Source organism: Deltaproteobacteria bacterium, assembly GCA_021737785.1.
In the GTDB taxonomy this organism is placed as follows: Bacteria; Desulfobacterota; DSM-4660; order Desulfatiglandales; family Desulfatiglandaceae; genus AUK324.
Genome location: JAIPDI010000023.1, coordinates 60,041 through 85,971 on the forward strand (window position 1 = coordinate 60,041; position 25,931 = coordinate 85,971).

Annotated in this window: 23 protein-coding genes; 19 read left to right on the top strand and 4 right to left on the bottom strand. The window is 50.8% G+C overall.

Translation table 11 applies throughout. The features are described from left to right. Positions 1–82: 82 nt before the first annotated feature. Together glgC and K9N21_12730 are read right to left on the bottom strand one after the other, a co-directional pair. Positions 83–1,363, bottom strand: a complete 1,281-nt coding sequence (glgC, locus tag K9N21_12725; protein MCF8144773.1) for a glucose-1-phosphate adenylyltransferase — start codon at positions 1,361–1,363, stop codon at positions 83–85. Positions 1,364–1,430: 67 nt separating this feature from the next. Further along, positions 1,431–1,916, bottom strand: a complete 486-nt coding sequence (locus K9N21_12730) for a peptidylprolyl isomerase (GenBank protein ID MCF8144774.1) — start codon at positions 1,914–1,916, stop codon at positions 1,431–1,433. Between the two features lie 432 nt (positions 1,917–2,348). Here K9N21_12730 and K9N21_12735 point away from each other — a divergent pair, with 432 nt between their 5' ends. Continuing rightward, the gene (locus tag K9N21_12735; GenBank protein MCF8144775.1) at positions 2,349–3,230 is read left to right on the top strand and encodes a HesA/MoeB/ThiF family protein; all 882 of its coding nucleotides are present in this window, start codon (positions 2,349–2,351) and stop codon (positions 3,228–3,230) included. 60 nt (positions 3,231–3,290) lie between these two features. On the opposite strand, the gene K9N21_12740 is transcribed toward K9N21_12735, so the two are convergent. After that, positions 3,291–3,818: a Spy/CpxP family protein refolding chaperone gene (locus tag K9N21_12740; protein MCF8144776.1), complete on the bottom strand. Its 528-nt coding sequence runs from the start codon at positions 3,816–3,818 to the stop codon at positions 3,291–3,293. Positions 3,819–4,289: 471 nt separating this feature from the next. Between K9N21_12740 and K9N21_12745 the strand changes: the two genes are divergently transcribed. From K9N21_12745 to K9N21_12830, 18 genes are all read left to right on the top strand, one after another. Further along, positions 4,290–6,011, top strand: a complete 1,722-nt coding sequence (locus K9N21_12745; protein MCF8144777.1) for a hypothetical protein — start codon at positions 4,290–4,292, stop codon at positions 6,009–6,011. A 285-nt stretch (positions 6,012–6,296) separates the two neighbouring features. Further along, a complete protein-coding gene (locus K9N21_12750; GenBank protein MCF8144778.1) occupies positions 6,297–7,664 on the top strand; it encodes a sigma-54 dependent transcriptional regulator in 1,368 nt (455 codons plus the stop codon). Positions 7,665–7,682: 18 nt separating this feature from the next. Further along, positions 7,683–8,651 (top strand): radical SAM protein, encoded by a 969-nt coding sequence (locus K9N21_12755; GenBank protein ID MCF8144779.1) that lies wholly within the window; start codon positions 7,683–7,685, stop codon positions 8,649–8,651. Positions 8,652–8,986: 335 nt separating this feature from the next. Continuing rightward, entirely contained in the window at positions 8,987–9,661 is a 675-nt protein-coding gene (locus K9N21_12760) for a serine protease (GenBank protein MCF8144780.1), read from the top strand. Positions 9,662–9,743: 82 nt separating this feature from the next. Further along, positions 9,744–10,412: a GNAT family N-acetyltransferase gene (locus tag K9N21_12765; protein MCF8144781.1), complete on the top strand. Its 669-nt coding sequence runs from the start codon at positions 9,744–9,746 to the stop codon at positions 10,410–10,412. 839 nt (positions 10,413–11,251) lie between these two features. Then, positions 11,252–11,440, top strand: a complete 189-nt coding sequence (locus tag K9N21_12770; protein ID MCF8144782.1) for a hypothetical protein — start codon at positions 11,252–11,254, stop codon at positions 11,438–11,440. Between the two features lie 23 nt (positions 11,441–11,463). Continuing rightward, positions 11,464–11,652: a hypothetical protein gene (locus tag K9N21_12775; GenBank protein ID MCF8144783.1), complete on the top strand. Its 189-nt coding sequence runs from the start codon at positions 11,464–11,466 to the stop codon at positions 11,650–11,652. Positions 11,653–11,970: 318 nt separating this feature from the next. Then, entirely contained in the window at positions 11,971–13,101 is a 1,131-nt protein-coding gene (locus K9N21_12780; GenBank protein MCF8144784.1) for a radical SAM protein, read from the top strand. Further along, entirely contained in the window at positions 13,098–14,789 is a 1,692-nt protein-coding gene (locus K9N21_12785) for an ABC transporter substrate-binding protein (GenBank protein MCF8144785.1), read from the top strand. Before K9N21_12780 ends, K9N21_12785 begins: the two co-directional genes overlap by 4 nt. A 6-nt stretch (positions 14,790–14,795) precedes the next feature. Beyond that, positions 14,796–15,659 (top strand): ABC transporter permease, encoded by an 864-nt coding sequence (locus tag K9N21_12790; protein MCF8144786.1) that lies wholly within the window; start codon positions 14,796–14,798, stop codon positions 15,657–15,659. Continuing rightward, positions 15,656–16,447, top strand: coding sequence for an ABC transporter permease subunit (locus tag K9N21_12795; protein MCF8144787.1), 792 nt, complete (start codon positions 15,656–15,658; stop codon positions 16,445–16,447). The genes K9N21_12790 and K9N21_12795 overlap by 4 nt, the downstream gene beginning before the upstream one ends. A 2-nt stretch (positions 16,448–16,449) precedes the next feature. Then, a complete protein-coding gene (locus tag K9N21_12800; GenBank protein ID MCF8144788.1) occupies positions 16,450–16,815 on the top strand; it encodes a hypothetical protein in 366 nt (121 codons plus the stop codon). A 124-nt stretch (positions 16,816–16,939) separates the two neighbouring features. Continuing rightward, positions 16,940–17,104 (top strand): hypothetical protein, encoded by a 165-nt coding sequence (locus K9N21_12805; protein MCF8144789.1) that lies wholly within the window; start codon positions 16,940–16,942, stop codon positions 17,102–17,104. 907 nt (positions 17,105–18,011) lie between these two features. Continuing rightward, positions 18,012–20,246 carry a sigma-54 factor interaction domain-containing protein gene (locus K9N21_12810; GenBank protein MCF8144790.1) on the top strand — a complete coding sequence of 745 codons (2,235 nt, stop codon included), beginning with the start codon at positions 18,012–18,014 and terminating at the stop codon, positions 20,244–20,246. Continuing rightward, positions 20,239–22,221: an ATP-binding cassette domain-containing protein gene (locus K9N21_12815; GenBank protein ID MCF8144791.1), complete on the top strand. Its 1,983-nt coding sequence runs from the start codon at positions 20,239–20,241 to the stop codon at positions 22,219–22,221. Before K9N21_12810 ends, K9N21_12815 begins: the two co-directional genes overlap by 8 nt. A 22-nt stretch (positions 22,222–22,243) precedes the next feature. Next, positions 22,244–23,659 carry a hypothetical protein gene (locus K9N21_12820; GenBank protein MCF8144792.1) on the top strand — a complete coding sequence of 472 codons (1,416 nt, stop codon included), beginning with the start codon at positions 22,244–22,246 and terminating at the stop codon, positions 23,657–23,659. A 449-nt stretch (positions 23,660–24,108) separates the two neighbouring features. Then, positions 24,109–24,675: a hypothetical protein gene (locus K9N21_12825; protein ID MCF8144793.1), complete on the top strand. Its 567-nt coding sequence runs from the start codon at positions 24,109–24,111 to the stop codon at positions 24,673–24,675. Positions 24,676–24,843: 168 nt separating this feature from the next. Then, positions 24,844–25,701, top strand: coding sequence for an amino acid ABC transporter substrate-binding protein (locus K9N21_12830; GenBank protein MCF8144794.1), 858 nt, complete (start codon positions 24,844–24,846; stop codon positions 25,699–25,701). Between the two features lie 40 nt (positions 25,702–25,741). Here K9N21_12830 and K9N21_12835 read toward each other — a convergent pair. Beyond that, positions 25,742–25,931: hypothetical protein (locus K9N21_12835; protein MCF8144795.1), on the bottom strand; the 190-nt coding region annotated here is incomplete at its 5' end.

The following is a 25,931-nucleotide window of genomic DNA, read 5'->3' on the forward strand; positions in this document are numbered from 1 at the left end:
GGCCTCACCCTCTCACCCTCTTACCTTCTCCCCTTCTTCCGACTTCCGACTTCCGACATCCGACATCCGACTTCTGCTCCTTTCAGCTCGTTTCGGGAAAATCTTCCTCCGTTACCACAGTAATCCCTCGTTGAGTCACGGTGAAGCGCTCCCGATCCACCTCGGGATGATACCCGATTTCAGTGTATGGCGGAATGTGCACCCCTTCGGCGATGATGGCCTTCTTAATTCGGGCATGCCGGCCGACGACCACATTTTCCATGATGACCGATTCCTCCACCACGGACCAACTGTGAACAAACACGTTGTAGGACAGTACGCTGTTCCTGACTACCCCGCCGCTGATGATGGATCCGTGGGCCACCAGGGAATCGAGCGCCCGACCCGCCCTGGGGTCAGCGCCCCATTCCTGAGAAAAAACCGTCTTGACCGGAGGGTGTTGGCGTTGAAAGGTCCGGATGGGCCAGAGCCGGCCGTACATATTGAAGTAGGGATCTACCCCGGTCAGGTCCATGTTGGCATTCCAATAGGCGTCGTGCGTTCCGACATCCCGCCAGTATGAGGAGTCCCTGGCATGATCGACCCGTTTTTCCCTGAGGACACCCTCTTCATCCGTGTACTGAATGATATCCCGGATCTTGTTCTCACGACGATAGGGATATGCCATGAGCCGGTGGCTGTCAAGAATCTCCGGCAGGATCTCCTTGCCGAAGTCAGTCTGTGAACTCCTGGCAAGCAGGTCGATCAGGACCTCGGTCTTGAACATATAGACGCCCATGGACGCCAGTACATGACTGCGGTCTCCAGGGATGGTGCGGGGATCTTCCGGCTTTTCCTGAAACCCCGTTATCCGGAAATCATTATCCACCTCCAGAATCCCGTATTGGCTGGCGGATTCCTTTCCCATCTCTTTGACAGCAATGGTGACATCCGCATTTTGGGCCTCATGGTAATCCTTGAAGCGGCTGTAATCCATCTTGTACACATGGTCCCCGGAAAGGATCAGGACGTGTTCGGGGGATTCCTGTTCGATCAGGTAGGCATTTTGTCGAATGCAGTCCGCGGTCCCTTGATACCATCTCTCTCCCTGCATCATCTGGGGCGGGGCGATCTTGAGATAATGTCCCAGGTCCTGGCTGAAGAGATTCCATCCCCGTTCCAGGTGCTGCATGAGCGTCTGGGACTTATATTGGGGCAGAACGATGATCTTGTATATTTCCGAATTAATGCAGTTGGACAGGGTCAGATCGATGAGGAGATAAATCCCCCCAAAGGGGATGGCCGGCTTTGACCGGTGTTTGGTCAACGGCATCAACCGTTCGCCCTTGCCTCCTGCCATCACGACGGCCAGAGTATTTTTCATTTTTATGCTCGCCTCCTGCGCCGGCACACCCTCTCAGCGGCAGAAAAAGACCTTAGGGGTGCACTCATTATTCCTCAATTACCGTGACCTTGAGCATTCGATCTCCCTGGCGGATACTGTCGACAACATCCTTTCCTGCGACCACCTTGCCGAACACGGTGTGCATCCCGTCCAAATGAGGCTGCGGTGAATGGGTGATGAAAAATTGACTCCCGTTGGTATTGGGCCCGGCATTGGCCATGGAAATCACGCCGGCCTCGTGCTTCAGCGGATTTGTCTTGAGTTCATCATCGAACTTGTAACCGGGTCCCCCACTTCCCGTGCCTGTGGGATCTCCTGTCTGGATCATGAAGTCATCGATCACCCGGTGGAATGTCACCCCATCGTAGAAACCTTCCCGGGCCAGAAAGACAAAGTTGTTAACCGTCTTGAGCGCATACTTGGGATAGAGTTCGAGTTCGATGGTGCCTCTGTTGGTTTCAATTGTTGCGCGATAGGTCTTCTTCAGATCGATCTGTATCTTCGGCGGGTTTTTCCACTGTTTTGCGGTCATCAAAATGGTTCCTCCTCAATAAAAAGTCACAGGGGAGCTTCCCCTGAGTAGATCCTGCAAACAGTCTTCACGGGCACAAGAATTTTTGGGTTCCCGAATATTCAATTTACCAGCTTCCCCCTTAAACTGCAAGCAGGTTTGCGCCGGGTGTTGAAAGGGCAATGAATCCTTTACATCGGTTGTCGGCATGCGCTATACGATCTAAAGGGGTTAAACGCAAACAAAACGACTGTGTGCTGTCCCGTCATTCCGGCATGCCCTTGGCCGGAATCCAGTCCCCCGTATTTCTGGATTCCGGCCGGAATCGTGCCGGAATGACGGAGTGGCAAGTTGCGTTGTAGGGGTAAAAAACTCGCAAGTTGTTTCCGGGAGGAGGCATCCGTCCGGCGCAATCAGACTGCATATACTCAACCGCTTTGGAGATGAGGAAAAGTGAACATTCAGGAAGTGCTTCGGTCAGAAAGCAGGAATATTCTTGACCCGGCAGGCCGGGAAACCATGATCCTGGAAGACAGTGCCGCACAGGAGACCGCCTCCCGATTCGGTCTGACCACCTATGACGTCTATAGGGAAGCCTTGCGTCTGGGGATCTGTCCCTATCGCTACCTGCGCAACAGGGAGTCGATCTCGGGAGAGGAACAGCTCAGGCTGTGCACAGCGTGCGTGGCCGTTGTGGGGGCCGGCGGGCTCGGAGGGCATGTGATCCTTCTTTTGGCCAGGTTGGGGATCGGGCATATCGTGGTGGTGGATAATGACCGCTTTGACGAGACCAACCTGAATCGTCAGGCATTATCCGGCAGTCAGGCCCTGGGCAGGTGGAAAGCCGAAGAGGCGGAAAGGGTGGTAAGCGCCATCAATCCGGGCGTCAAAGTGACCTCCCATCGTATCAGGATCGATCCTTTCAACGCCGGGGATCTGCTGAACGGCTCGGACGTGATCGTGGATGCCCTTGACAATATTGGGGATCGTTTCACTATTGAGAGTGCTTCCAAATCTCTGGGAATTCCGCTGGTTCACGGGGCACTGGCAGGTTTTGAGGGTCAGGTAATGACCATTTTTCCCGAAGATCGCGGTCTGAAGCTGATCTATAGCGGGCATGAACCGGGGGGAGAGGGTCCCGGCAGGGACATGTCGGAAAACCCGGAGGCCGTCCTGGGGGTCCCGACCCTAACCCCCGCGCTCATCGCCACGCTCCAGGCAATGGAGGTGGTAAAGATACTCCTGAACCGGGGAAAACTGTTTCGAAATGTCATGGTCCATGTGGATTTGGAGACCGGCGAGATATGTCCTTTTACCTTCGGGGAAACTGATTGAAACTGATCGAAATTCCTCCCCGCCCTGAGCAGCGGGCGGGAAGGAATGGGTCGTTAAGTTTTACCGGCAACCGCCCGGACCCCAGCCGGGTCCGGAACGCTCGCCAATGCCCGGAGATCCGGCCATCCTGCCGCCCCGGTCGCCTCTGCCTTTGCCCCAATTGGCGCCCGGGCCCCTGCCAATGCCTTCTGCAAGGAGCCGGTTCGTCTGCTCGGGGGTCAGCAGATTTCGAAAGGCCAGACGGAAATCGGTGGCCTTTTCCTGCATCTGTTCCATAAGACCCTGGACTTCCTTCTGAGTGGCCCGTATCTTGGCCTCATCCAGGCTGGTCTGGATCCACAACAACCTTAGCTCAGTCTTTTTTGTAAACAGCTGGGTCCGGATCGGCGCGGTTTCCTTAACAAACGATTCGCGCAGACCGCGGATTTTCTCAGTCTGTTCTGCAGACAGGTTTAAGTCCGACAGTTGAGAAGCGCCCGGACACCATGCCTCATCTCCCCAATTGGCCCTGCCTCGCGGCCCTGCCATGACCCATGTTGCCGAGGCAACCAAGAGTACCAACGCTACCATTACACTGAATTTTTTCATCGAACCATACCTCCTTCTTGTTAAGTTGTTTTGTAAGGGATCACAGGTTCCAAGTTCAACCTTGAACCTCTGAACCTTTGAACCCGTGAACAATTACGGTGATTTCTTACGAACGTTCAGGTTGTATCTTTACCTATAGCAGGAGTCGTGCCAGGATGGCCTGGGTATGCTAAAAATCTTAAATATCAAATAGATAATCAACGCATGACGATACTGAAGGGGCCTCAGGCCCAAAAGATCCGGCAAGATATGTCGAATCGGGAAAGACGGCTTCGACGCGATTGTCGGACAGGCGGCTCAATTGCATGTTGACAAAACGTGGGGATTGGGGAATTTTGGGATTGGGGAATTGGGGAATTGAGGAATTGAGGAATTGAAGGATTGGATATGATTGTAGGGAGTCGAGCTGCAGCAGGAGGGCTTGATATTCCACAGGTTGCGGATTTTTGCAGGTGTGTCGAGTAGCGAATCATGACCTTGAAAAAACTGATTATGGGTATGGGAGGTCCGGGACACCCGGCCAAACTGTTTCTCCAGCCCCTGACCATTGCCCTTATCTCCATGGTCCTCGTTTCCCTCGCACTGGTGACGGGACTCATGGACCTCAGGACCCTGGACAAGACACTGAGCGGATATATGGAGAAGCGGGGCCTGGATATCATCAAGAACGTCCAGCAGGCCGCCAAATACAATTTTCACCTCCTGGGCCATGGCTCGGATTCGGACATGGAGGGGCTGGCGGGATCCGGTCTTATGGAGGAGGCCTTCTCCCTGCGGGAGGCCATGATCCTCGACCTCCTGGCCCTGGCACAACGGATCGATTTCGAGAGGGAACAGGGTCTTCTGGACGATCCCCTCCTGGCATCCCTGGCCGCAGGGCATGGCATCCGACTGGTTGCACTATTGGACGCGCAGGGGAAGATAACCTATGAAAACAGGTCGGTCCCTGAAGATCTCCTCCAATCTGCGGTCAGGGTGATCGCAGGGGACGACGGGATTATGGTGGACCTCTTTGGACCGTCCACGGATGCAACCCGGATCCGATCCTTCGCCGTTCGCCGGAAATGGGGAGAAGGGTCGATCCTGTTTACCCTGGGTCAGGAGGACTTGCGCTTTTGGAGTGCCAGGGTGTCTATCGAACGGGCGGTCGATGAGGTGGGTCTCGGGACAGATACCCGGCATTTTGTGGTGACAGACACAGACGGGAGGGTCCTTTTTCAGACCCAGGAGGCCCGGGCTTCGGCCAAGGCCCCGGATCAGACATCCGACCGGGAAGGAGGAAGGACCGTCGATGTCATGGTTCCCCTCCGTCTCAATGGAGAGCCTGTCTTGAAGGCGTGGTTGGCCCTGTCAAGGGAGACGGCGGATTCCATGCTGCAAAAGGAACGGCAGCGGGGATTTGTTTTCATCGGGTTCATGGTCTGTATTGCAATCCTGTCCATAGGGTTCCTTTACAGGAGCCAGGCCAGGCATCTGGCCAATATGCGGGAGATGGAAAGGCGCCTCCACCGGGCCGAGAGGCTGTCGGCAATGGGACGTCTGGCCGCAGGGGTGGCCCATGAGATCCGCAATCCGCTCAACGCCATGGGCATGGCATGCCAGAGGCTTCAGAAAGACAACCTGGATCAACTGAGCCAGGTCATTCGGGACGAAATCCGGCGACTCAATCAGATTGTGGAGGAATTTATCGGGTTTTCGAGATGCGGCCACCCTGTGCTGAAACAAGAGGATATCACGGCGCTTCTCAGGCAGATGGCGCTCCTCGTTGAGGAGGAGGCGTCATCACGGGGGATTGCCCTGCGCACGGACTGGCCCGATGCCCCCTTGATGATATGGATGGATGCCGATAAGATACGACAGGCCCTTTTAAACATCATCAAGAACGCCATGGAATCGATTCCCGGCCGGGGTACGATCACGCTTGCGCTCGTGCAGGAGGCAAGGCGATGGGTCGCCATCAGGATCTCCGACACCGGGACCGGCCTCAGCCCGGAGGAGGTGGAGCAGATCTTTGATCCGGATTACACCACCAAAGAGAAGGGCCTGGGACTGGGGCTGGCCCTGGCCCACGAGATCGTAGAGGGGCATGGGGGGGAAATTCGGGTGAAGAGTGCGCCGGGGAGAGGGACCCTGTTTGAGGTGGTGTTGCCCTTGGAGGCGCAAGGCGTGAGGCGCGAGGGGGGAGCGGGGTGAACGGAGCGGAAGGCGGATGTCGGAAGTCGGAAGTCGGAAGAAGGTGAGAGGGTGAGAGGGTGAGAGGGCCAGACCTCAGGCAGTAGGCGGTAGGGAGTAGGGAGTAAGCAGTAGGCAGTAAGGAGTAAGGAACAACAAAGGCCATCAGCCATCAGCCATCAGCTATCAGCCATCTGCATCCAGTATCCAGCATCCAGCATCCAGTATCCAGTATCCAGTAACCAGCAATCCCGCATCCTGCGGGATCTACGCTTCGCTCCGACCAACAATGAGCAGGATTCAACCATGAACAGCAGTCAGGCATTAAGCATTCTTGTGGTGGAAGACGGTCAATCCCAGAGGGAGATGCTGCGGGATTTTCTCAGGGAAAAGGGCCATGAGGTGTCGGAAGCGGAACAGGGCGAAAAGGCGCTCGAGCTGTTGGGCCGGAATTACTTCGATCTTTTGCTGATCGATTACAAGATGCCGGGGATGGACGGCATGGCGCTCTTGAAGCGCGTCAAACGGATCAACCCGGAGATTGATGTGGTCATGATCACGGCCTACGGCACGGTTGAGGCGGCGGTTCAGGCCATGAAGGCCGGGGCCGCGGACTATATCACCAAGCCCATTGAATTGGACGAACTGCTTATCCTGCTCGACCGGCTTTCAGAACGGCGGACCCTTCTGAAGGAAAACGAGATCCTCCGCGACGAACTGGGACGGAAAGGGGTCACCGCCAAAGACATTATCTTCCGGAGTGCGGCCATGAACGAGGTGATCAACATGGCCGGGCGCGTCGCAGACAGCCGGGCAACCGTGCTCATACAGGGAGAGAGCGGGACGGGCAAAGAGCTTGTCGCCAGGCTGATCCACGCACTGAGTCCCCGATCGGAAAGGCCGATGACCGTGGTGAACTGTGCGGCCCTGCCTGAAACCTTACTGGAAAGCGAGCTGTTCGGCCATGAAAAGGGCGCCTTCACAGGAGCGTCCCAGAGGAGGATCGGCCGATTTGAAGAGGCCGACCGCGGGAGTCTTTTCTTAGATGAGATCGGAGAACTCACCCAGGCCGTTCAGGTAAAACTCCTTCGATTTCTCCAGGAGAGGGAGTTTCAACGCATCGGAGATAACCGGACACGGCAGGCGGATGTGCGGGTGATCAGCGCCACCAACCGGGATCTTGTCGAACGGATACGGGAAGGGGCCTTCAGAGAAGACCTCTTCTACCGCCTGAATGTGGTGACCATCACCATTCCGCCTCTGAGGGAGCGGAAGGATGATATATCGGCCCTGATGGAACATTTTCTGGGCCGCTTTGCAGCCCAGAACAACAGGCCGATTGAGGGGTTTTCCCCCGAGGCCAGGGACCTTCTTCTAAAGTATGATTATCCCGGAAATGTCAGGGAATTGGAGAATATTATCGAACGGGCCGTGGTCATCGCCAGGGGATCCCTCATTTCAACAAAAGATCTCCCCTTTGCTGCCAAGGATCTTCATTCCGAACCCACGAAAAAATCGCCGAAGGGCCTGAATGATGCGGTGGAGGCCCTGGAACTGGAGATGATCCGGGAGGCCATGGCCCAGAGCCGAAACCACCAGACCCAGGCCGCCGAGGTCCTGGGCATCAGCGAACGGACCCTCAGGTACAAACTGAAAAAATATGGTCTGAAATAGGTTGCGCCGGAGCCGATCATGAACCTGACGGATTCCTACAAATGCTGTGTTCTGTGTCCCCGCGGATGCGGAGTGGACCGGACGGGCCGTGGCCGAGGTCCGGGGAAGGGCGTATGCGGTGAGACAGATCAGCTCAGGGTCGCTTATGTGGGGCCGCATTTCGGTGAAGAACCCCCTATTTCCGGGACCAACGGTTCAGGCACCGTCTTTTTTACCGGATGTTCACTCAAATGCGTCTACTGCCAGAATCACCAGATTTCCCATGAGGCCCTCGGGGTCGCCATAAGCCTGGATGACCTGGCCCTCAGGGTTAGGGAAATGGCGGTGCGAGACCATGTCCACAATATCAATTTCGTGACGCCGGATCACTTTTTTCCCCATGTCTTCCGGCTGGTGTCTCTCCTGCGCAAAGCCGGTATTGCCCTGCCGATAGTATACAATCTCTCGGGGTATCAGTTGATCGAGGCATTGGCTTCGGCCGAAGATTATGCCGACATCTACCTCCCTGATTTCAAATATTCAGACCCGTTCCTGGCCGCGGCCCTCTCCAGGTGCAGGGATTACCCTGCCGTGGCCTTAGAGGCCATCTCAATGATGATCCAGCAGAAGGGGTTTCTGGATGCCGTCTCATCCCCACAGACCGCACCGGCCCGAAAGGGGGTCCTGGTCCGGCATCTCATCCTTCCGGGAAAGGTCCAAAACTCCATAAACGCCCTCACGAGCCTCTTGGTGGAGTTCGGTCCGGGCCTCCCCCTGAGCCTCATGTCCCAGTATCACCCTGTTCTTCACCACCACGATCCGGACCTGAATCGCCGGGTCGACCGGGATGAGTTCGACGCGGTCCTGTCCCACGCAGAGGCCCTTGGGTTTGAACACCTCTTCGTCCAGTTTCCGGAAACAGACAATCCCCACCCCGCCGGCGTCTCGCCTTTCCTCCCCGATTTTGAAAAACCGGAGCCTTTTCTCCAAGACCCGCAACCGATCTGATTTCTAAAACCTTCCTGTACAGGAATATCAACGCGTTCATGGCCTGGTTCCAGGTTGCTGGCGCCACGTTCTTGTTGACGGCCCCGAGTTCCTCCATCGCTTTACGCTTTGCTGAAGGCATAATATATTGAACTGTCCTCTTCTCGGTTCATGAATGACTTGGCTTTTTTGTCTAAATAATCCTTTTCGACTGTTTTTCTTGTTGTAATCATTCTGTCTTTGCATTACAAAAAAGATTTGATATCGCCACAAGGCAAATTTGCCCGAAAAACGTTCAAATATGAACTTATCAGGGCAAATCTACTTGATAATTAATGGTTATGTGACTTAAAGCAATGGCTTTCTCTATACTAAAGTTATCCTATAATGAGCCAGGCGATCCATCGCTGACCGGCGGTATCTGTGGTACAGGTTTTTTCGTAGATGCTTCCACAGCAGTCACTGCGCATCACGTTTTGAATGAGGCAACACTTGCGCCCAACGCTGGATACAAAAACGTATTGCTTTGGATGATTTCCCGAAACGGGCCGATCCGTCGTATTGACCAAAGTTGCGTTGATCTGTATCCAGATATCGACACCTCTGTTATGCTTTTACAAAGTCCCCAATCGGACTTTGTGGTTTACGATGTCGCATCTAGGGATATTAACGCAGGAACTGCCGTTCACAGCATCGGATATGAGGGAAATGCAATGCCTAGAATCGATGCACAATGGCAAGGGCGGGAACTTGTAATTCGTTCAGCCAATTTGGCACAGGCCATCCAAGATAGAGACGGGCATGTAAATCGATCACTCACACTTCATATCAACGCGAACGATATTAAAATGCAAGATGTTCGCGGCTTTGAATTATCTTTCGGTAGTCAAGTCGGAATGTCCGGTGGTCCTGTCGTAGACATCGAAAATGATTGTGTAATCGGAATGCTATCGATCGGGTTGCCCGCTGATGTCAACGTTAAAACACAAACATTCGCAGTATCGATCAATGAAATCATGGATCGCATTTAACGAAATGGCACATAACCTTGCTCTTGCAGCCGACAGCTAATAGCTGCGGCTGAAGAGCCCGTTAGGTTCGCAAGGAGACTCTATGCCACTTGAAGCGAAGACAACCCAGCTTGAGCTAGATGGTCGTTGGGGGCTGGAGGAGCTTTCTGACACAACTAAAGACTATATTCAGCTATATGGTTTTGCATATTCACTGATCCCTGATTTACCAACTGCACGTCGGGAGGAAATTGACTACATTTACGGAAAATTTCCTTGGAGAGGTGGATACAGCACTGTCAACTTTTTCAATCAGCTCTTCCACAAGATTCCACCTAAATTCAGGCCTGAAGTCCAACGCATTCAATATGCCTCGCCTGGCTTCATAGAGCTAACTGAACTTTTAGCTGTGGCTGTAACAATCGCAGGAATCGTCACTGCGGTATGCAAGTCGCTCGGCACTGTGCACGATCTATATCGCAATATCCAGAAAGCATCAGTCGATCACGAACTTTCAAAGATTAACCTTGCAAAGGAAGATCTTGAGCTCAAGCAGCGCCAAATTACGTTTTGCGAAAACGCTTCAAAACGTCTTGTTGACGCATTTGGCCTTACTGATGCGCAAGAGAAGCTTATTGATCAGAAAGTACAGCACAACCCAGTCATGAAGCTAAAGATTCTTCTTTCCGTATTCCGCAGGGTTGAGCCTTTGGCAAAGAGGCAGGCCGAGGGTAAGCTCAAAATCACGGGCAAAGAGCATCATCCCAAATGAGAAAACTAACCTCGCTGCTTAAGTGGACGGCTCGTTTCTCGCCACCTCTGAGCAGTCCGTTGGCCATCAAAAAGAATGATGAAAAAAGGCAACATACCTAAAGCCCGCACATATGTTATTGAAGGCGCATTAGCCGTCTTGATTTGCTATTTTTTATTTGGTGGAGCGGATTGGTCACCAGCCCTATGGGCAGTGTTTGCATGCAATAGTGGCGATTTGGATTGTTGTTATGAATGTGCGACATGACGTGCGATTGGAGAGTGCTTCTTCATATTCACTCTGGAAATTATCACTTTCACTTATAATGGCACTCAGTATAGTTTCTGTCTCAATTTGGAAACACTCGGTATGGCTTTTTATGGTAAGTATAGCCCTTGGTGTAGTTTGGATTGGGGATCTACGGTCTTATAGAGCTGCCCGTGGCCAACAAAACATTCAAGATTGACTGGAAGGGTCGGGCGGCCTTTCCCATTTATAAATTTGCAGGTTCCTGTAGTCCATGGGTGTCTGAGCTTTTATTCATCCTGCCCAACTTAATTCTGCGTTCGGCTGGCTCGAAAGGAAATAGATGACGGAACAAAAGCCACAGTTCCCATATCCGGAATATGAGGGGCGCCGGAAAAGGTGCTCGATCAAGCGACTAAGGACTACTTGACGTTGTTGAATAACATGACAAAATGGGTAGATGCTTTGTCGTGAAAATGCGCACATCCTATAATCTCCTGTCAAGAGAAAAAGCAATATCTTTGACAAAAGGTATATTCACCTTAACCCGGTTCGCGCAGGCATTGTTGAGGATCTCAAGGCATTGCTACCCCTATTGCGGACACAGCGCAGTAATGGGCAAGAGGAAGAGTCCCTGGCAGGACGTGGACTATGTTCTTGGCTATTTTGGCAGAACAGCAAAAGGCGCCAGAAAGGCGTATATCGAGTACGCGGGTGTCGGCATCACCCAGGGCCGGCGCGAGGATCTGACAGGTGGGGATTGGTTCGCAGTGCCGGCGGGTGGTCTGAGGTTACGGAACTGAGACGTCAGGGCCAAGATCATGTGATGAGTGACGAGCGAATTCTGGGTGATTCAAAGTTTGTAGAGTCAGTGCTCAAGCAGTCGGCGGAAACGTATGACCGGCATTACGAACTCAAGCGCCACGGTGTTGACCTGGATCGAATTATTGAAAGGGTGGCGAAAATCTATGGAATGGAACCGCGAGAGATCCTGTGCAGGGGCAAGCAGCAGTGAAGGGTCAGGGCAAGGAGTTTGTGCTGTTTTTGGGCTGTCAACGAGTTAGGCATGTCCCTTCGAGAACTGGCGAGGCGGCTGAAACTGAGTCCACCAGCAGTGGGTTTCTCTGTGGAAAGGGGGGAGGCGATTGCGCATGAGAACGGATACCGATTGCTCGACTAACCATCATAATTTTCTATCCGCGTCCCCAAAACCAATGGGAAAACCTTAACCTTAAATCCGAATTCCGTCCTTATTGTTGTATTTTTCTTTGACAGGGTATATTTGGGACGGTATATGTTAAAAGACCACATCTCCTAACCGGTTGCGGACCCCATGGAAGACCTGAAAGAAAAAATCGAAAAAAATGCTGAAAACGAAAGAGACGTTAGCCCGTTTCGGACCGCCAGCATTATGGTAAACAGGGTCTGCAATTTAAAATGCCCCCATTGCGACATCCCTCAAAAGTATACGAGCCGGGCAAGGATGTTGTCCGGCGAACAGTGGGTCGAAGTTATAAAAACCCTGGACCGGGAAATAGACCTCAGACTGGTGGCGGTCTCGGCCCGCGAACCCCTCACGCCGGGCTCCACCCGGTCAAAGACCTTGCGGATCGTCGACTCTGCCCGAAAAAGAGGCAAAATCTCCGGCATTGTCACCAATGGATACTATCTGAAAGGGGCATTGCCCGAAATCTCTTCCTCTGGCCTTGTGATGGACTACATGGATGTTTCCCTTGAGGGCCCCAGGGAAGTGGATGAAAAGGTTCGGGGAAAAGGACACTTCGACAGGGTGGTGGCCGCCATAAACGACGAAAAGTTGATGAAGACGACAGAGAAGTTCTTCATATCCTTCACCCTGAATGCATGGAACTGCGGGCCCGATACGCTCAAATCCTTTCTTCACTGGATGCTCAAAACCTTTCACGAACCGCGGCTCGCCGTCCTTGCACTTTACCCCAACCAACACGTCCCCGAAGAGTTGTGGCTGACGGACGATCAATTCCTCCGGGCTCTTGAAATTCTACTTGAGGTTTCAGGCAAATTCAGTGATATTTTCATAGACGCCTTTTCCGGAAGCATCCCCGGTTTTCGCGAAATCGTACAAAAAAAATATCTCCCGGGAAAAGGTGAACTTTTAAGGGACGACACCGGTATGCTGTGGGGATTCGTGGGCGAAAACCTCTACGTGAGATATGAAAACATTCGTGATGTGGCGCGATATCAGGTGCGCGTCACGCCCGAGGGCCGTCTGATCATGCCGAGGGACCTGGAAGCGGAGGACTATCTCCGCTCCGCTAGGAGTTCGGTTTTATCCGCGGATTGGAACAATACCCTGAACGGCATTCTGGATGAAATAAACAGGATCGAGGAAGCGGTTGATCCCAAATGTCTGGATCAGAGGTGTTTCCCGGCGTGCCGGGGAGACAACTTGCGATGTGCATTCATAAACGGAGGGCCAAAATGAGCATCAGAAGAATGTGGCCGCAACTCCTTGTTATTTTCGTTTGCGCCTTTGCATTTCCCGTCTTTTTGGTTTGGGGCCAAGGCGGAAACATGGAACCGATCAAGGAATCGACGGCTTCCCGAACGACCGGGCAGTTTGATCCCCCGAAACCCTGGACCCTCAGGGATTCGGCCATGAGCAATATGACCAGTTTCGATCCGGTGAAGGTTGTCGATGCTTTCAGCGTAGACATCTTGGCCAACGTGTACGAAGGACTCGTGAATGTTTCGGCGGAAGGCAGGCCCGTACCGGGCCTCGCGGAATCGTGGCAGCACTCCGATGATGGCCGCACATGGATTTTTCACCTGCGAAAAGGGGTGAAATTCCATCCCCTGACCGAGTGCGATTTCAAGGTCCCCGAGGAAGTAACCGCAAAAGACGTCGTATATTCCTTCAAAAGGACCCTTTCCGCTTCCGGATCCGTAACCTCCTGGATATTCACGGATATTCTGGAAGGTGCCGCTGAATTTGCCGCGGGGAAAACAAAGGGAATAAAAGGGCTCGAAATCATTGACGACCACACCCTTAAGATTCATCTCACAAAACCCTTTTTCCTGGCTTCAAAACTGACCTTTAACGGTACGTGGATATACCCGGCGGGCATTGTGGAAGCATGCGGCAAGGAATTTCTTTCATCCCACGAGGTCGGAACGGGGCCATACATCATCAAGGAATTCATCCCCGACGACAGGATCGTGTTGACGCGGTTTGATTCTTACCGGACAGAGCACCACCAGGCCCCTGAAACGGTGGTCATACGTATTTTCAGCGATCCCCTGGCCGCCATGGAATCTTTTGCGCGGGGCGAACTGGATATGGTGGAAGCCGGAATCAGTACCCTGCCCAAGGCAAGAAAGCTTGTGTCCCAAGGGAACAAGATGGTCTCCGCCAAAGGGAATTATCTGGATTACCTCTGCATGAACGACCAGGAGCCCCCTTTCAATGATATAAGGGTGCGGCGGGCATTGAACATGGCGGTAAACCGGGAGGTACTGGCCAGCTTGCTCGGGGACTTCGGCGTGCCCGCCTACGGCTACATCCCTCCCTTTTCCCCGGCCTATCGGGGGACCGCACGAATAAAAGAGGAAGGGTTCCGATTCGATCCCGCCGGCGCCAAGGCATTGTTGACGGAGTACTTGGCTGAAAAAAACCTTTCTTCGCTCGATCTTGAACTCGTGATTGATTCCGGGGAATTGCCTGAAACCATCGGCCAGTTCGTAACGGCGCAAATAGAAAAGGAGTTGCCCGAGGTAACGGTTTCTCTCAAGAAAATCACCTTTCCGGCAATGCTCCAGATGGCATTCAGCGGCAAGGGGAAGTTCTTCCGCATATGGTGGAATATCGTAACGCCGGGAGAATTCATGTATTTCCTCTTTTTCTTCCCGGGCCAGGACCCGCCGGGGGGATTCAACCTTTCTTTTTATGACTCAAAAATCTTTCCCCAAAAATACGCCGAGGTCATGGGAACCCTTGATGATGAAGAACGCAGGCAAGGGGTTCAACAGCTTGAAGACATATTGATCCGGGACGCCGCCGCCATTCCTCTTTTGCACAAGACCTACCATTTTCTGGAGAGAAAGGGCATTACGTGTCCCATTAACGGGCTGTTGAGAAAGCCGTATATTTTTTCCATAAAAACGGACGGTTAGAAACCGATGACGGCTTACGTTGCCAGGTCCCTGTTTGTGATCATACTCGGAGTCTTTTTCTCCTTTGGCCTGTTTTATGTTCTGCCCGACCCGGCCTACAGAATCGCCGGGGGTTTCGCGGATAAGACGGCCGTTACGTCCATCCGAAAAAACCTCAACCTTGACCAGCCCGTTTTCAAGCGGTTTGTCATGCTGGTCTCCGACGTGGCGGCCGGAAAATTGAAGAGCTTTTACACGGACCGACCCGTTTTGGGTCTTGCTCTCGAAAAGCTGAAGATCAGCCTGATGGTCGGAGTCTGGGGGTTGATTTTCATATTCTTTTGGGGAGGGGTTCTGGTTGCGGGGCAATCCGTGGCTCCCCGGCTCAGAAAGTGGGTGGAGACCGTTTCCAACACGGCGGCGGTTGTGCCGGTGTTCATCTTCTCCATTTTGCTGCTTTTTTTATCGACCTCCTGGGACTTGCCAAAGGAGGCCTGCGCTGGGATGGCCCTTTCCGTTTTTCCGGCGATTCTTCTGAGCAGCAATATCGTCTTGCGGCTTCATGAAGCAAAACGCGCTCCCTACGCGCTGATCGCCAGGGGCTACGGGCTCGGCAAAACCGTCATGTTTAGGCGGATAGTGCATGAACTGTCCCCCTCCTTTGTTATTTTAAGCAATTCGTTGATTTTTTTTCTGATTGCGGGGCTCGCAGTGGTTGAGGAAGTATTCGGCATTCCCGGAATGGGGCATTGGTTCCTGCGATCGGCCCTGCGACTGGATCTTCCGGTGCTGTTCGTGGTTTCCATCCTTCTCGCCGCAGGCGTGGTCTTGCTGGACCTGGCGAACAGAATGGTGGTGTGGACCCTTGACCCGAGACAGAGGGCAAAATGACGGTGAATTCCCCCATAAGACGGTTCGGCCCTGCCGTGGCCTGGTTTGTGGTGGGGATATGCCTCTGCTTCATGGTGTTTCACAATCCATTGACCATCCATCCGGAAAAAAGCCTCACTCCGCCCTCCATGACTTTTCCGGGCGGCACTGACAGGTTGGGACGCGATGTTCTGGCGCGGGCTTCCGCCGGTTTCAGGGCAAGCCTTTGCCTGGCGGGCATGGCCGAACTGCTGGCCCTGGGCGCCGCCATGAGTGTAAATTTCCTGTTCCTGATTCTGGCTAAAATGAGAATCAAGGCCCTGGTTGCCGTGCCTGTACAAGCCCTCAGGACCGTTCCCCCCTTTCTTACGGGCCTTGCCCTCGCCGCCATGCTGGGCGCCACCCAATGGGGCATGGTGATCGCCCTTGCTTTTATTTCTTTTCCTTTTGAAACGGCCGTGGTGGAAGAGGAGATCAACGCGGGCCTTCATATGCCCCACATAGAGGGCGCCAAGGGAATCGGAGCGCCCTATTACATGATTCTCATGAGACACGTGGGCAGGATTGCGGGTCCAAGGATCATGCGCTACGCACTCCTTGATTTCGTGGGCCTTGTGGCGTTCGAATCCTTATTGGGGTTTGTGGGGCTTTCCCGGCCGCCGGCCCCATCCATCGGGGCGGAAATTTTTAACGGCGGACCTTACATGGCAACCTATCCCTGGCTTTTCCTGACGCCCTGTTTGGTGTTGGCATTGGGTCTGGTGGCTCTGAACGCCGGGTTTTTCAGGCTTTTGAGTCGGGAAAATTGAGGATGGGCCTGGATAACATCTTCTTGGTTGATGCTTTTATCTTGGAATTAATTTTGGAATCAAATGCTAATTGTGAATGGAGGTTTGAAATGACTTTAGACAAGCAAGACAAAGAAGAAATCGTGGAAATCATAAATAACGCCGCTAAAAAGATTGTTGCTGAAATTAAGAAAATGCAGGTTACTAAACCACTGGAGGATGATGAAAAAACGCGATCTCTGGCTATAATCGGTGATCGATGCCTTGTTGTTGAAAAAAAGCTGGAATCAGGTGAGTTAAAAGCGGCTGATGCAGCAAGGTACGGCAATGAATACAGAGTGCTAGGCAAAGCCTATGAAAAATTGCTGAATGAATTATCAGGAAAATAATATTCTTTTGCGTTACATTCTTTCTGTAGATTAACATTAGTATTTCTCGGTTTCACGCCGGAGCGTGGGAACCAGGGTGGCTTATTAAATTTGCGATAGCTTTTCATTATGTGGAGAAATTGATATGGCCTCAATTGCGGGCAGTAAGGGTGGAATTGTTTCAAATGGTCTTGCAACACTTATTATGAAAAGGATAAGATTTCAAAGTGAAAAATTTGATAAATTTTTCGATGCAGACTATAGCGCTAAAACACAAGGAAAGAATAGTAATAAGTCCAAATCAGCTTAGTATTGTCATAAGAATTTTAGCAAACTATATAAGGATACAATATCTCGTGAACACGGGAAAGTTAGCACAAGAATTTCTTTTTACTGCTTTTTGGTTTCTCAGGCCTTTTCATCTAATTATGAATGAAGTTGCTTCATTTTCTGGGACATTAGGGGACAACAAGAAAGATCTTAATCAATTTACAGGAAAAGCTATGCCGCTTTCCAAAGATTTTTTCAAAAAGGAAAGCACAGCAAAAAAGCGCCCTGATTTAGTTCCTTTTAGGCGTTTTCTGCTCCAATCCAAACCCTTTCCGTTTGAGAATATTAAATTAAGTCCATGTGATTTTTTTGATCATATTTCAGCTAAGTCTCCTAAACATGCTAGAGATGAGCTTGGGGAGAGATTCAGATGGACCCCAAATGGTTGCGGACAACCTGTTAGTAACTGCGGCCAGTGTATTAAATTACTATACAGCGTGCTTCCCCAGCCGCTATATAACGTAAACTTAGCGACAAGTGTTTTTTTATGTGCCCTTTTGGAAAACCCTAAAGATCCGGAGGGTTTTAGCTATGATGAGCGGAACCATATTTACACAAATTCATTTAAGTTTGGACGATGGAATAAAGAATTTATTTTGTGGATGGCCGGTGAGCACATTTTTCGTGCAAATGAAATTTGGTGGGGCAAATTTGGTCTAGACATACTTAAGGAGGGAAACATGCTTCCCCCCAACAAAATGTCTGGTATTGCTAACTTCATGCCAATCTCTTTCTATTATGACCACGTCCCTGATCTTACAACTGTCTTCTTGATTGATTCCCTTGCTGTAACACCAGCCCGACACCTCGTAGGTCTTACCTATGCGATGAAAGAGGCGCGCAAGGCATCTCTCTTTGATTGGGTGGGAAGACTGGCCGACACCGTCATGAAGATGGAAGAAGTAGAAGACTTTGAATTTTTCCTAAAATACACCCATCTAAGAACACAATATGCTGATTGCCAAAAGCAATTCAATAAATCCCCCGATGCGGCCTTGAAAAAGTTGCGGGTTATTTATGCCAGGGAATCCCTGGAATGGATGGCCCGTGTTCTTGCTTTTGTGGAAACCTCTCCCGAGGAGGCAAATGATCCGGAGAATCAAACTCTTACATTTCTGGACTATGAAGTTCATGACAAAACCGATCCTCTCAAGGTTTCGCCGGCCCTGCGCCATCTGGCGGATTCTGACCAAAAAAGGGCAAAAATATGGTCGAATTTTTTGAGTAATAAGGATGTGGGGGTAGTGTCATTTGAAAGATCTTTGGCACGGCTCAAATTTATCCGCGATTTCCTTGAAGAATCCGCTGTTACAATCAACTCGGCACTGGACGTAAAAGGGGTCGTTAAAATCAAAGGCAGCAAGTCGGTGTCCCTCAAGGCCGACCTTTTGCGGCACGTACGCCTTAACCCCATGACCGGGAAAGTGCTCCTTCTTGGAGAACCGGGCGGCGGAAAAGGCATCACCGCGAGCTACTTTCACTCTCTTTCCATAGAAGAGATTAGAAAAAACGATCATCTCTTGAAAGAAACCATTGAAACCGTTGCGGATAAGCTTGTTTCCATCTTCATGCTTCCTAAGGCTCAGGAAATCCTTTCCGCCCCGGAGAAGGAGGAAGAGGTGAGGGCCTCAAAGTTACTGGCATTTGTCAAGGCCCAGCTTCAGGGAACCATGTGGTGGAGGTGGGATATGCCTGAGAATGATAAGCATAAGCCACCCGGCCCGTCTCCCTGGGACTGCCGGAGTGATGGGCTGTGCCCTCGTGTCCCTTCGAATTTTGCCAATATCCTTGACGGTGAACTTGAAAAAGAGCCGTGCGGATCATGCCCGTTAAAAAGCCACGTCGAAATTCTCCGTCCAAAATTCAAACCGCTGAACCTCATCCAAAATACGAAATCCATCCGCTTATCCATTCAATTCATGGCCCATTATCTGGCGAGACTGTTTTATGCGGTTTTCGGGCTTGGAAACAACCCGAAACCCAAAGATAGGTGGAATTATATTCAGGTTCTGTGCGGCGTTCTGGCCAACCAAGGGCCGGAATTCATCTCCTCCATGAGAAAACTGTTCGGCACTGCGGAGAAAGTAGAGATGCCGTTGCCGGGCCTTTTTCAGACGGCAAGCTATATGGCCGGCACCATCTTTCTGGATGAGATAGCCGATTGTCCCATCAAGATACAGGACAATTTACTGGCCCCCCTTGAAGAAAAAAAAGTCGTTAGACTTGGGTGGGAGTCCATTGAAGAGGATGTTTCAAACATCAGGATCGTGGCGGCGACCTACAAGGACTTGAGGGTATTGGTTAAACAATACCGGGCCACACTGGACAGCGACACACCCAGGGGCTTTAGACCCGATCTTTTGAGCCGGTTGGCCCTGTTCCCCCCGGTATACCCATCCTCTGTGACCGATTATTTGCTCTATGACAACAAAAATCACATGGAGCGAAACACGAATCGAATGGAGTTTGTCTCCATCATGCATGAAATTCTTTGTAAAAAGACTGGTGATGTGAAACACCCCGATGACGATCTGAGACGGCGCTTTCTGGGAGATCTATTTGATACCGTGGATAAGTATATCAAAGACACCATGGCAATGATGGATTTTCCGGAGGCCCGGTTTTCTGAAATAAGAAAAGATCTTGTAAAAAAAGTAACAACAAGATTGTTCGTGGGAGTCATTGATGCGCTGGCGCTGGCTGAAAAACAGGCAGAGCATTTTGCCGCGGCGTTAAACGAGAAAACTGAAAAACAACCGACTGTAAAAACTAAAGAACCCGATATCAAAGCGATAACTGAAATCGTCTTAAAGGCAAGGGAACAAAAAGGATCCAACGATGTACAATCGCAGATGGAAAACCGATTGAACGGTTTTTACAGCCAAACCGAGGAGCAGATCAAAAAGCTCGTCTGGGATCTTGGCATTGATGAAAAAAAGGGATCGGACATAAAGAAAGCTCTTCTTAACGGTTTTGCATTGAAAATCGACCGGGTAATAAAGATGCCCGACAATGATGATTTTAACAGACGACGGGAAACCTTTTTAAACGCCCGGATGAGCGAAATTATCCGTGTTAACCTGCCGAAACTGCTGAATTTCATCGTCACTTCCGATGCCTGATCTCCTATCCATCAAAAACCTTGCCGTAAGCATTGAAAAAGAGTCTATTCATACCTTCCTCCTGAGGGACGTGTCTCTTGAAGTTAAAAAAGGAGAAATAACGGCTCTCGTTGGGCAGAGCGGAAGTGGAAAAACAACAACCGCCCTGGCCGTCCTAGGTCTTCTCGCCTTTCAAATTCCCGGTGTGAAAACGGAAGGCGGGGTTTTCTTTCAGGAAAATGACATTCTCACCATGTCCGACAAAGAACGTGGAGACATCATGGGCAGGAGGATCACCTTTATCCCACAATCCGCTTATTCCACTCTTAACCCTTTTCTTTCCATACGCAGGCAGGCCGTTGACATCGCCGCAAGAGGAGAGCTTTCCCCTGAAAAAGCCGTGGACCGTTTTCACATGCTCCTTTCCTTGCTTCACTTTCCCGATCCCGATTTCATTCTTAAAGCCTATCCGTACCAGCTCTCCGGGGGCATGCGGCAAAGAGCCCTGGTGGCCATGGCCCTGCTCAACGAGCCGGATCTGCTTGTTGCGGATGAACCTACAACGGCGGTTGACCGAACCAATCAGGTAAAGGTATTGGATTTGATCCGATCCGTTTGCGACGAGCGGGGAATGGGCGCGCTCGTAATCACCCATGACATGACCGTGGCCGCCAGAATCGCCGATTTCATGACAGTGCTTCTTTCAGGCCTGGTCATGGAAGCCGGGAATGTGGAACATGTGCTGAGGCAACCACTCCACCCCTACACGGCCGACCTTTTAACCTCACTTTACCGGGTGGACGACAAACCCGTGGCCCATCGACCCGAAACGAGCAAGTCCGGAGCGTGTTGTCCGTTTATGAACAGATGCGGTTATGCGGAAAAGGTCTGCGGTGAGAGAGTGCCGGAACCGATCCGGACGTCGAACGGGAGTTGCGTGAGATGCCTTATGAAGGAAAAGCCTCCCCTCCCAAGGCCGGACCCATCAGGCAACCAAGTGTGGTCCTTGTCCGGACATGCGGCCCCTTTAATAACCGTCCGGGATCTGTCGGTGCGCTACGAATCCGATCTAACGCTCCGGAGCCTGTTCTTCAAATCGAAGAACAAGAATGCCGTAAATCATCTCTCTTTTGATGTTCTTCCGGGCCAATGCATCGGGATCGTCGGCGAAAGTGGTGCCGGGAAGACCACGGCCATGAAGGCCGCAACCCGCCTCATCCCTCTTCAAAACGGCACCGTCACCTTTGAGGGAATCGATTTGACCCGTATGAAATACGGCGCCCTGAAGAAATACCGGGCACGGATGCAGATGTTGTTTCAAAATCCCGATGCGAGCCTGAACCCGAAAATGCGCATCAGGGACATTCTGCTGGAGCCCGTAAAACTGCATCAGTCTTACCCGGACAGGATGAGCATTGAAAGGGCAACGGCCGACCTCATAGCGCAACTTGACCTTGAACCCCGTTTGCTGAACCGATTTCCAGGGGAACTGAGCCATGGACAGAAACAACGCGCCGCCATCGCAAAAGCGCTGCTATTGAACCCCGCGCTTCTTTTTGCGGATGAACCGGTAAGCGCCGTGGATCCCCATATCCGATCACGGATACTGGGCTTGTTCAGAAACAGACAGAAGCAGGGGATGGCCCTGGTGATGATCTCTCATGATCTGGAAATCGTCAGTATTATGAGTTCCTATCTTCTTGTGATGTATCGGGGAAACGTGGTTGAATGCGGCCCTTCCGAAAAAGTGTATGATCACCCTGCCCATCCTTATACAAAAACGCTCATATCCTCACTTCTCACCACCGATCCCGAGCAAGAACGGGCTCGACGCTCGAAACCGTCCCTTTTTTCCGACATGGAAAAGAAACCTTTACTGGGTTGTCCCTATTATGCCTATTGTAACACCAAAAAGGATATCTGTGAAAATGAGGAACCCACGCTGAAAGAATTCAACAAAGGTCATTGGAGCGCATGCTTTGCAGTTAACGTATAAACATTTGGAAGAGAAAATGACAATGACAAAGGGAACACCGACACAAAATTCAGGAGAAACAAAGTCTGGCTCCATTAACCCCCAGCCCTCAAAACTTTCCGTCATGATAGACCACACCGGTTTCCAGGACCTGGAAGAAACCGTTGGGAGCGGCATTGCATTAAAAGACCCTCTGGCAAACAAGAATGTGATCCGCCTCCTTGGCGCGTTTATTCTTTCGGATGAGATCACCCTTACGGATCCTGAAACAGAGTTGAAGCGAGTCAGGAAGAAATCTAATAAAATCAAAAAGAAGCTTGAAAATGTTCTCGGGTACGATACATATAACGATTCCATCAGAACGTTTGATTATCGGGAAAGAAATCTTGAAGAAGGATTTCTTAAAGCGGCGGAAAAGATGGCTTGGGATCTGAGTTGCTTAATGGGATCGAGCGAGGACGTGCTCCGTCACCATATCCTCATGCAACGAAAAAAACGGGTGCTCCCGCCCAAAGTCAAAGTCGATTATATTTCCTTATTTCAGGAGTATTCAAAACCCGGCGAGGTAAATGACCTCGGCGGCTTGAGAAAGATTTCTGAAAAAGACAAAGAAAAACCTTTTCCATGGGGTCATGTCTTCATGCTGCAGCGGAACCCATTGAAGGATCTTTTAAAGAAACTGCTGGAAATTGAAAACATTAATGAAAACAGTATGAATAACCTCCTCCATGCATATTTCAGCAAGGCCAGAAATGAGCTTTTTTCTTCATATGCAAATTCTCAATACTTTCTTCCGGCGCATGACAGGGGGTTACTTTATCTGGAAGGATTGCGGTTGACTCTGCCCGTCATAAACTACATTTCCCCCGGGAATTCAATCAAAATAGACAAAAAGAGTCTGTGTTTCGGTGGGTTGTGTCCATCATTGAGTTTGTTGGGTCTCTTGGCTCTTCTGCAGACAAAAAAGAGGAAAATAAGAGCGCCCAAGGACATTCTGAAGGAAATACTTGAGGAAAGTGCGAGTCAGGATTCAAACACGAAGTTGATGACCGAATTAAAGGAATTCAAATCGGCGCTGGCTTCTTATATCGACACGTGGCAATCGGATAGTGATAAAGATACATTCAAATGCCATTTCGAATCCTTCAAGAAGAGCTTTGAGAATCTTTCGGGAGCAATAATGGAAGAATTAGACTACCTCGATATAGCAAAGGATATTTATGAAAAATTTTGGAAGAGTCTCTCATGGAGTGATATCCCGGTGATTCCTATTGCATATGCGCCGCAAGAATGGCTTCCCATATTACTTGGCTCCAGTGTTGCAGCAAAGGTTTTGAATACGATCACAAAGCTTCCTACGGATATGTACACTACGTTTAGTACAAAAAGGAAATTGAAATCCATTCTTGATGAAATGGAACTTACGGATAAAGTGATAAGCAGCATTCTCAATAAATAAAGCTCATCCGGATTTCACCTGCTTTGCATGATTGAAAAAGTGGGCAATGAAAATCACCTCCTATGTGAATATGTAGGAGGCTTTCTTTGATCTCCAAAAAAACAACGCGGATCATGGTCGCGGTAGGAATGTCGGTTACCCGGCACCCCCCGCTCAGATCCAGACTTAAGGAATTGCCTCATCCGGCTCCTGCCTTAGGTGATAACGCCAAAGCGCACCAATGGATAAGGGTGACAGATACGGGCAGGAGAATCTATGGGACATCCTGACTAACGTGACAACGTATGGTAGACGCTTTGTCGTGAAAATGGGCACATTTTATAATCTCCTGTCAAGAGAAAAATAAATATCTTTGACAAAAGGATATTCACCTTAACCCGGTTCGCGCAGGCATTGTTGAGGATCTCAAGGGATTGAATAGCTACCCCTATTGCGGACACAGCGCAGTCATGGGCAAGAGGAAGAGGCCCTGGCAGGATGTGGGCTATATTCTTGGCTATTTTGGCAGAACAGCAAAAGGCGCCAGGAAGGCGTATGTCGAGTACGCGGGTGTCGGCATCACCCAGGGCCGGCGCGAGGACCTGACAGGTGGGGGATTGGTTCGCAGTGCCGGTGGGTGGTCTGAGGTTAAGGAACTGAGACGTCAGGGACAAGATCATGTGATGAGTGACGAGCGAATTCTGGGTGATTCAAAGTTTGTAGAGTCAGTGCTCAAGCAGGCGGCGGAAACATATGACCGGCATTACGAACTCAGGCGCCACGGTGTTGACCTGGATGGAATTATTGAAAGGGTGGCGAAAATCTATGGAATGGAACCGCGAGAGATCCTGTGCAGGGGCAAGCAGCAGCGAAGGGTCAAGGCAAGGAGTTTATGCTGTTTTTGGGCTGTCAGCGAGTTAGGCATGTCCCTTCGAGAACTGGCGAGGCGGCTGAAACTGAGTCCACCAGCCGTGGGTTTCTCTGTGGAAAGGGGGGAGGCGATTGCGCATGAGAACGGATACCGATTGCTCGACTAACCATCTTACTTTGTTACCAGCTTCCCCAAACCCATGATCCTCGATAGGCGGGTTGTTCAGAGCGTCACTTTTATGTTGACTTGACCGCGTAATTTCAATAGGGTTTTTCCAGAAAAAGCATTATGTTATCACCTTATCTCACGCACTATTATGGAGGAGAGAACTATTATGAGAGGTAAACTGGGAATTATTTTATTAATCGTTCTTTTTGCAAGTCCGCTGGCAGCCGAAGAGTTCACGGGAACGCTTGGGCAGATTAAAAAAACCGGTCAAATCAGAATCGGCTTTCGCACATCCGAACCGCCCATGTCCTTTTCAGACAAAGACGGCAAACCGAATGGTTATTCAATCGAACTGGCCCAATCTGTCATAAAAGAGGTTGAAAAGAAGATCGGCGCAAAAGTAAAGGTGCAATATGTTCCCATAACCGCTGAAAACAGGTTTAACGCCTTGGTCGACAATAAGATTGACATATTGTGCGGTGCGACGACGAAAACGCTTTCCCGCAGTGAATTGGTTGATTTCACGCAACTGACATTTGTCACCGGCGCCTCACTAATGACCTTACGAGATAACGAGAATCAAGATTCTTCTGGTTTTGGCGGAAAGAAAATCGGCGTCGTGAAAGACACAACGACCGCTGTTGCTTTAAAGGGGCTCCTTCAGGAAACCTCTACAAAAGCAGAAATTGTCTTTTTCGATTCAGCAAAGGGTGGTGTTGACGCCCTGCGAAAGAAAAAAGTTGATGCATATGCCGCCGACCAGATCGTACTGATCGGCATTGTCTCAACGGCTCAAGACGGGATGAAATTTGCGATTGGTCCTAATGTCTTTTCCTTCGAACCCTTTGCGTTTGCCGTAAGACGAAATGATGCGGATTTTCGCCTCGCAGCTGATCGCGCCATCTCTGATCTGTGCCGGTCGAAAAAGATATTTGAGATTTACGACAAGTGGGTTGGAGAGTTTACAGGGCAAAGGCTTCCCATATTCGAGGCAATGGTCCAACTGAACGCTACGCCGGAATAGGATTGACAACGAAAATCCGAATATCTAATTGAAATAGTGGCTAAATTAATGAATCGGGCAACGCCTGCTTCAGACCGAGGATAATGGGGATAACGCTGGTAAGAAAGTAAGTTTCATACTGCTGAGTTTTGTGTTTATAATCAAATATGCCAAGACAATCTCGTTTGGACGCGCCCGGTGTCTTGCACCACATCATGATCCGGGGGATAGAGCGTCGAAAGATATTCATG

Bases quoted from the DNA above. Each gene is read 5' to 3' on its own strand.
- K9N21_12810 (MCF8144790.1), top strand. From the start codon at position 18,012: ATGAAGATGGAAGAAGTAGAAGACTTTGAATTTTTCCTAAAATACACC.
- K9N21_12775 (MCF8144783.1), top strand. From the start codon at position 11,464: ATGAGTGACGAGCGAATTCTGGGTGATTCAAAGTTTGTAGAGTCAGTG.
- K9N21_12820 (MCF8144792.1), top strand. From the start codon at position 22,244: ATGACAAAGGGAACACCGACACAAAATTCAGGAGAAACAAAGTCTGGC.
- K9N21_12765 (MCF8144781.1), top strand. From the start codon at position 9,744: ATGCCACTTGAAGCGAAGACAACCCAGCTTGAGCTAGATGGTCGTTGG.
- K9N21_12780 (MCF8144784.1), top strand. From the start codon at position 11,971: ATGGAAGACCTGAAAGAAAAAATCGAAAAAAATGCTGAAAACGAAAGA.
- K9N21_12825 (MCF8144793.1), top strand. From the start codon at position 24,109: ATGGGCAAGAGGAAGAGGCCCTGGCAGGATGTGGGCTATATTCTTGGC.
- glgC (MCF8144773.1), bottom strand. From the start codon at position 1,363: ATGAAAAATACTCTGGCCGTCGTGATGGCAGGAGGCAAGGGCGAACGG.
- K9N21_12830 (MCF8144794.1), top strand. From the start codon at position 24,844: ATGAGAGGTAAACTGGGAATTATTTTATTAATCGTTCTTTTTGCAAGT.
- K9N21_12755 (MCF8144779.1), top strand. From the start codon at position 7,683: ATGAACCTGACGGATTCCTACAAATGCTGTGTTCTGTGTCCCCGCGGA.
- K9N21_12745 (MCF8144777.1), top strand. From the start codon at position 4,290: ATGACCTTGAAAAAACTGATTATGGGTATGGGAGGTCCGGGACACCCG.
- K9N21_12785 (MCF8144785.1), top strand. From the start codon at position 13,098: ATGAGCATCAGAAGAATGTGGCCGCAACTCCTTGTTATTTTCGTTTGC.
- K9N21_12770 (MCF8144782.1), top strand. From the start codon at position 11,252: ATGGGCAAGAGGAAGAGTCCCTGGCAGGACGTGGACTATGTTCTTGGC.
- K9N21_12815 (MCF8144791.1), top strand. From the start codon at position 20,239: ATGCCTGATCTCCTATCCATCAAAAACCTTGCCGTAAGCATTGAAAAA.
- K9N21_12805 (MCF8144789.1), top strand. From the start codon at position 16,940: ATGGCCTCAATTGCGGGCAGTAAGGGTGGAATTGTTTCAAATGGTCTT.
- K9N21_12760 (MCF8144780.1), top strand. From the start codon at position 8,987: ATGGCTTTCTCTATACTAAAGTTATCCTATAATGAGCCAGGCGATCCA.
- K9N21_12800 (MCF8144788.1), top strand. From the start codon at position 16,450: ATGGGCCTGGATAACATCTTCTTGGTTGATGCTTTTATCTTGGAATTA.
- K9N21_12790 (MCF8144786.1), top strand. From the start codon at position 14,796: ATGACGGCTTACGTTGCCAGGTCCCTGTTTGTGATCATACTCGGAGTC.
- K9N21_12795 (MCF8144787.1), top strand. From the start codon at position 15,656: ATGACGGTGAATTCCCCCATAAGACGGTTCGGCCCTGCCGTGGCCTGG.
- K9N21_12750 (MCF8144778.1), top strand. From the start codon at position 6,297: ATGAACAGCAGTCAGGCATTAAGCATTCTTGTGGTGGAAGACGGTCAA.
- K9N21_12730 (MCF8144774.1), bottom strand. From the start codon at position 1,916: ATGACCGCAAAACAGTGGAAAAACCCGCCGAAGATACAGATCGATCTG.
- K9N21_12740 (MCF8144776.1), bottom strand. From the start codon at position 3,818: ATGAAAAAATTCAGTGTAATGGTAGCGTTGGTACTCTTGGTTGCCTCG.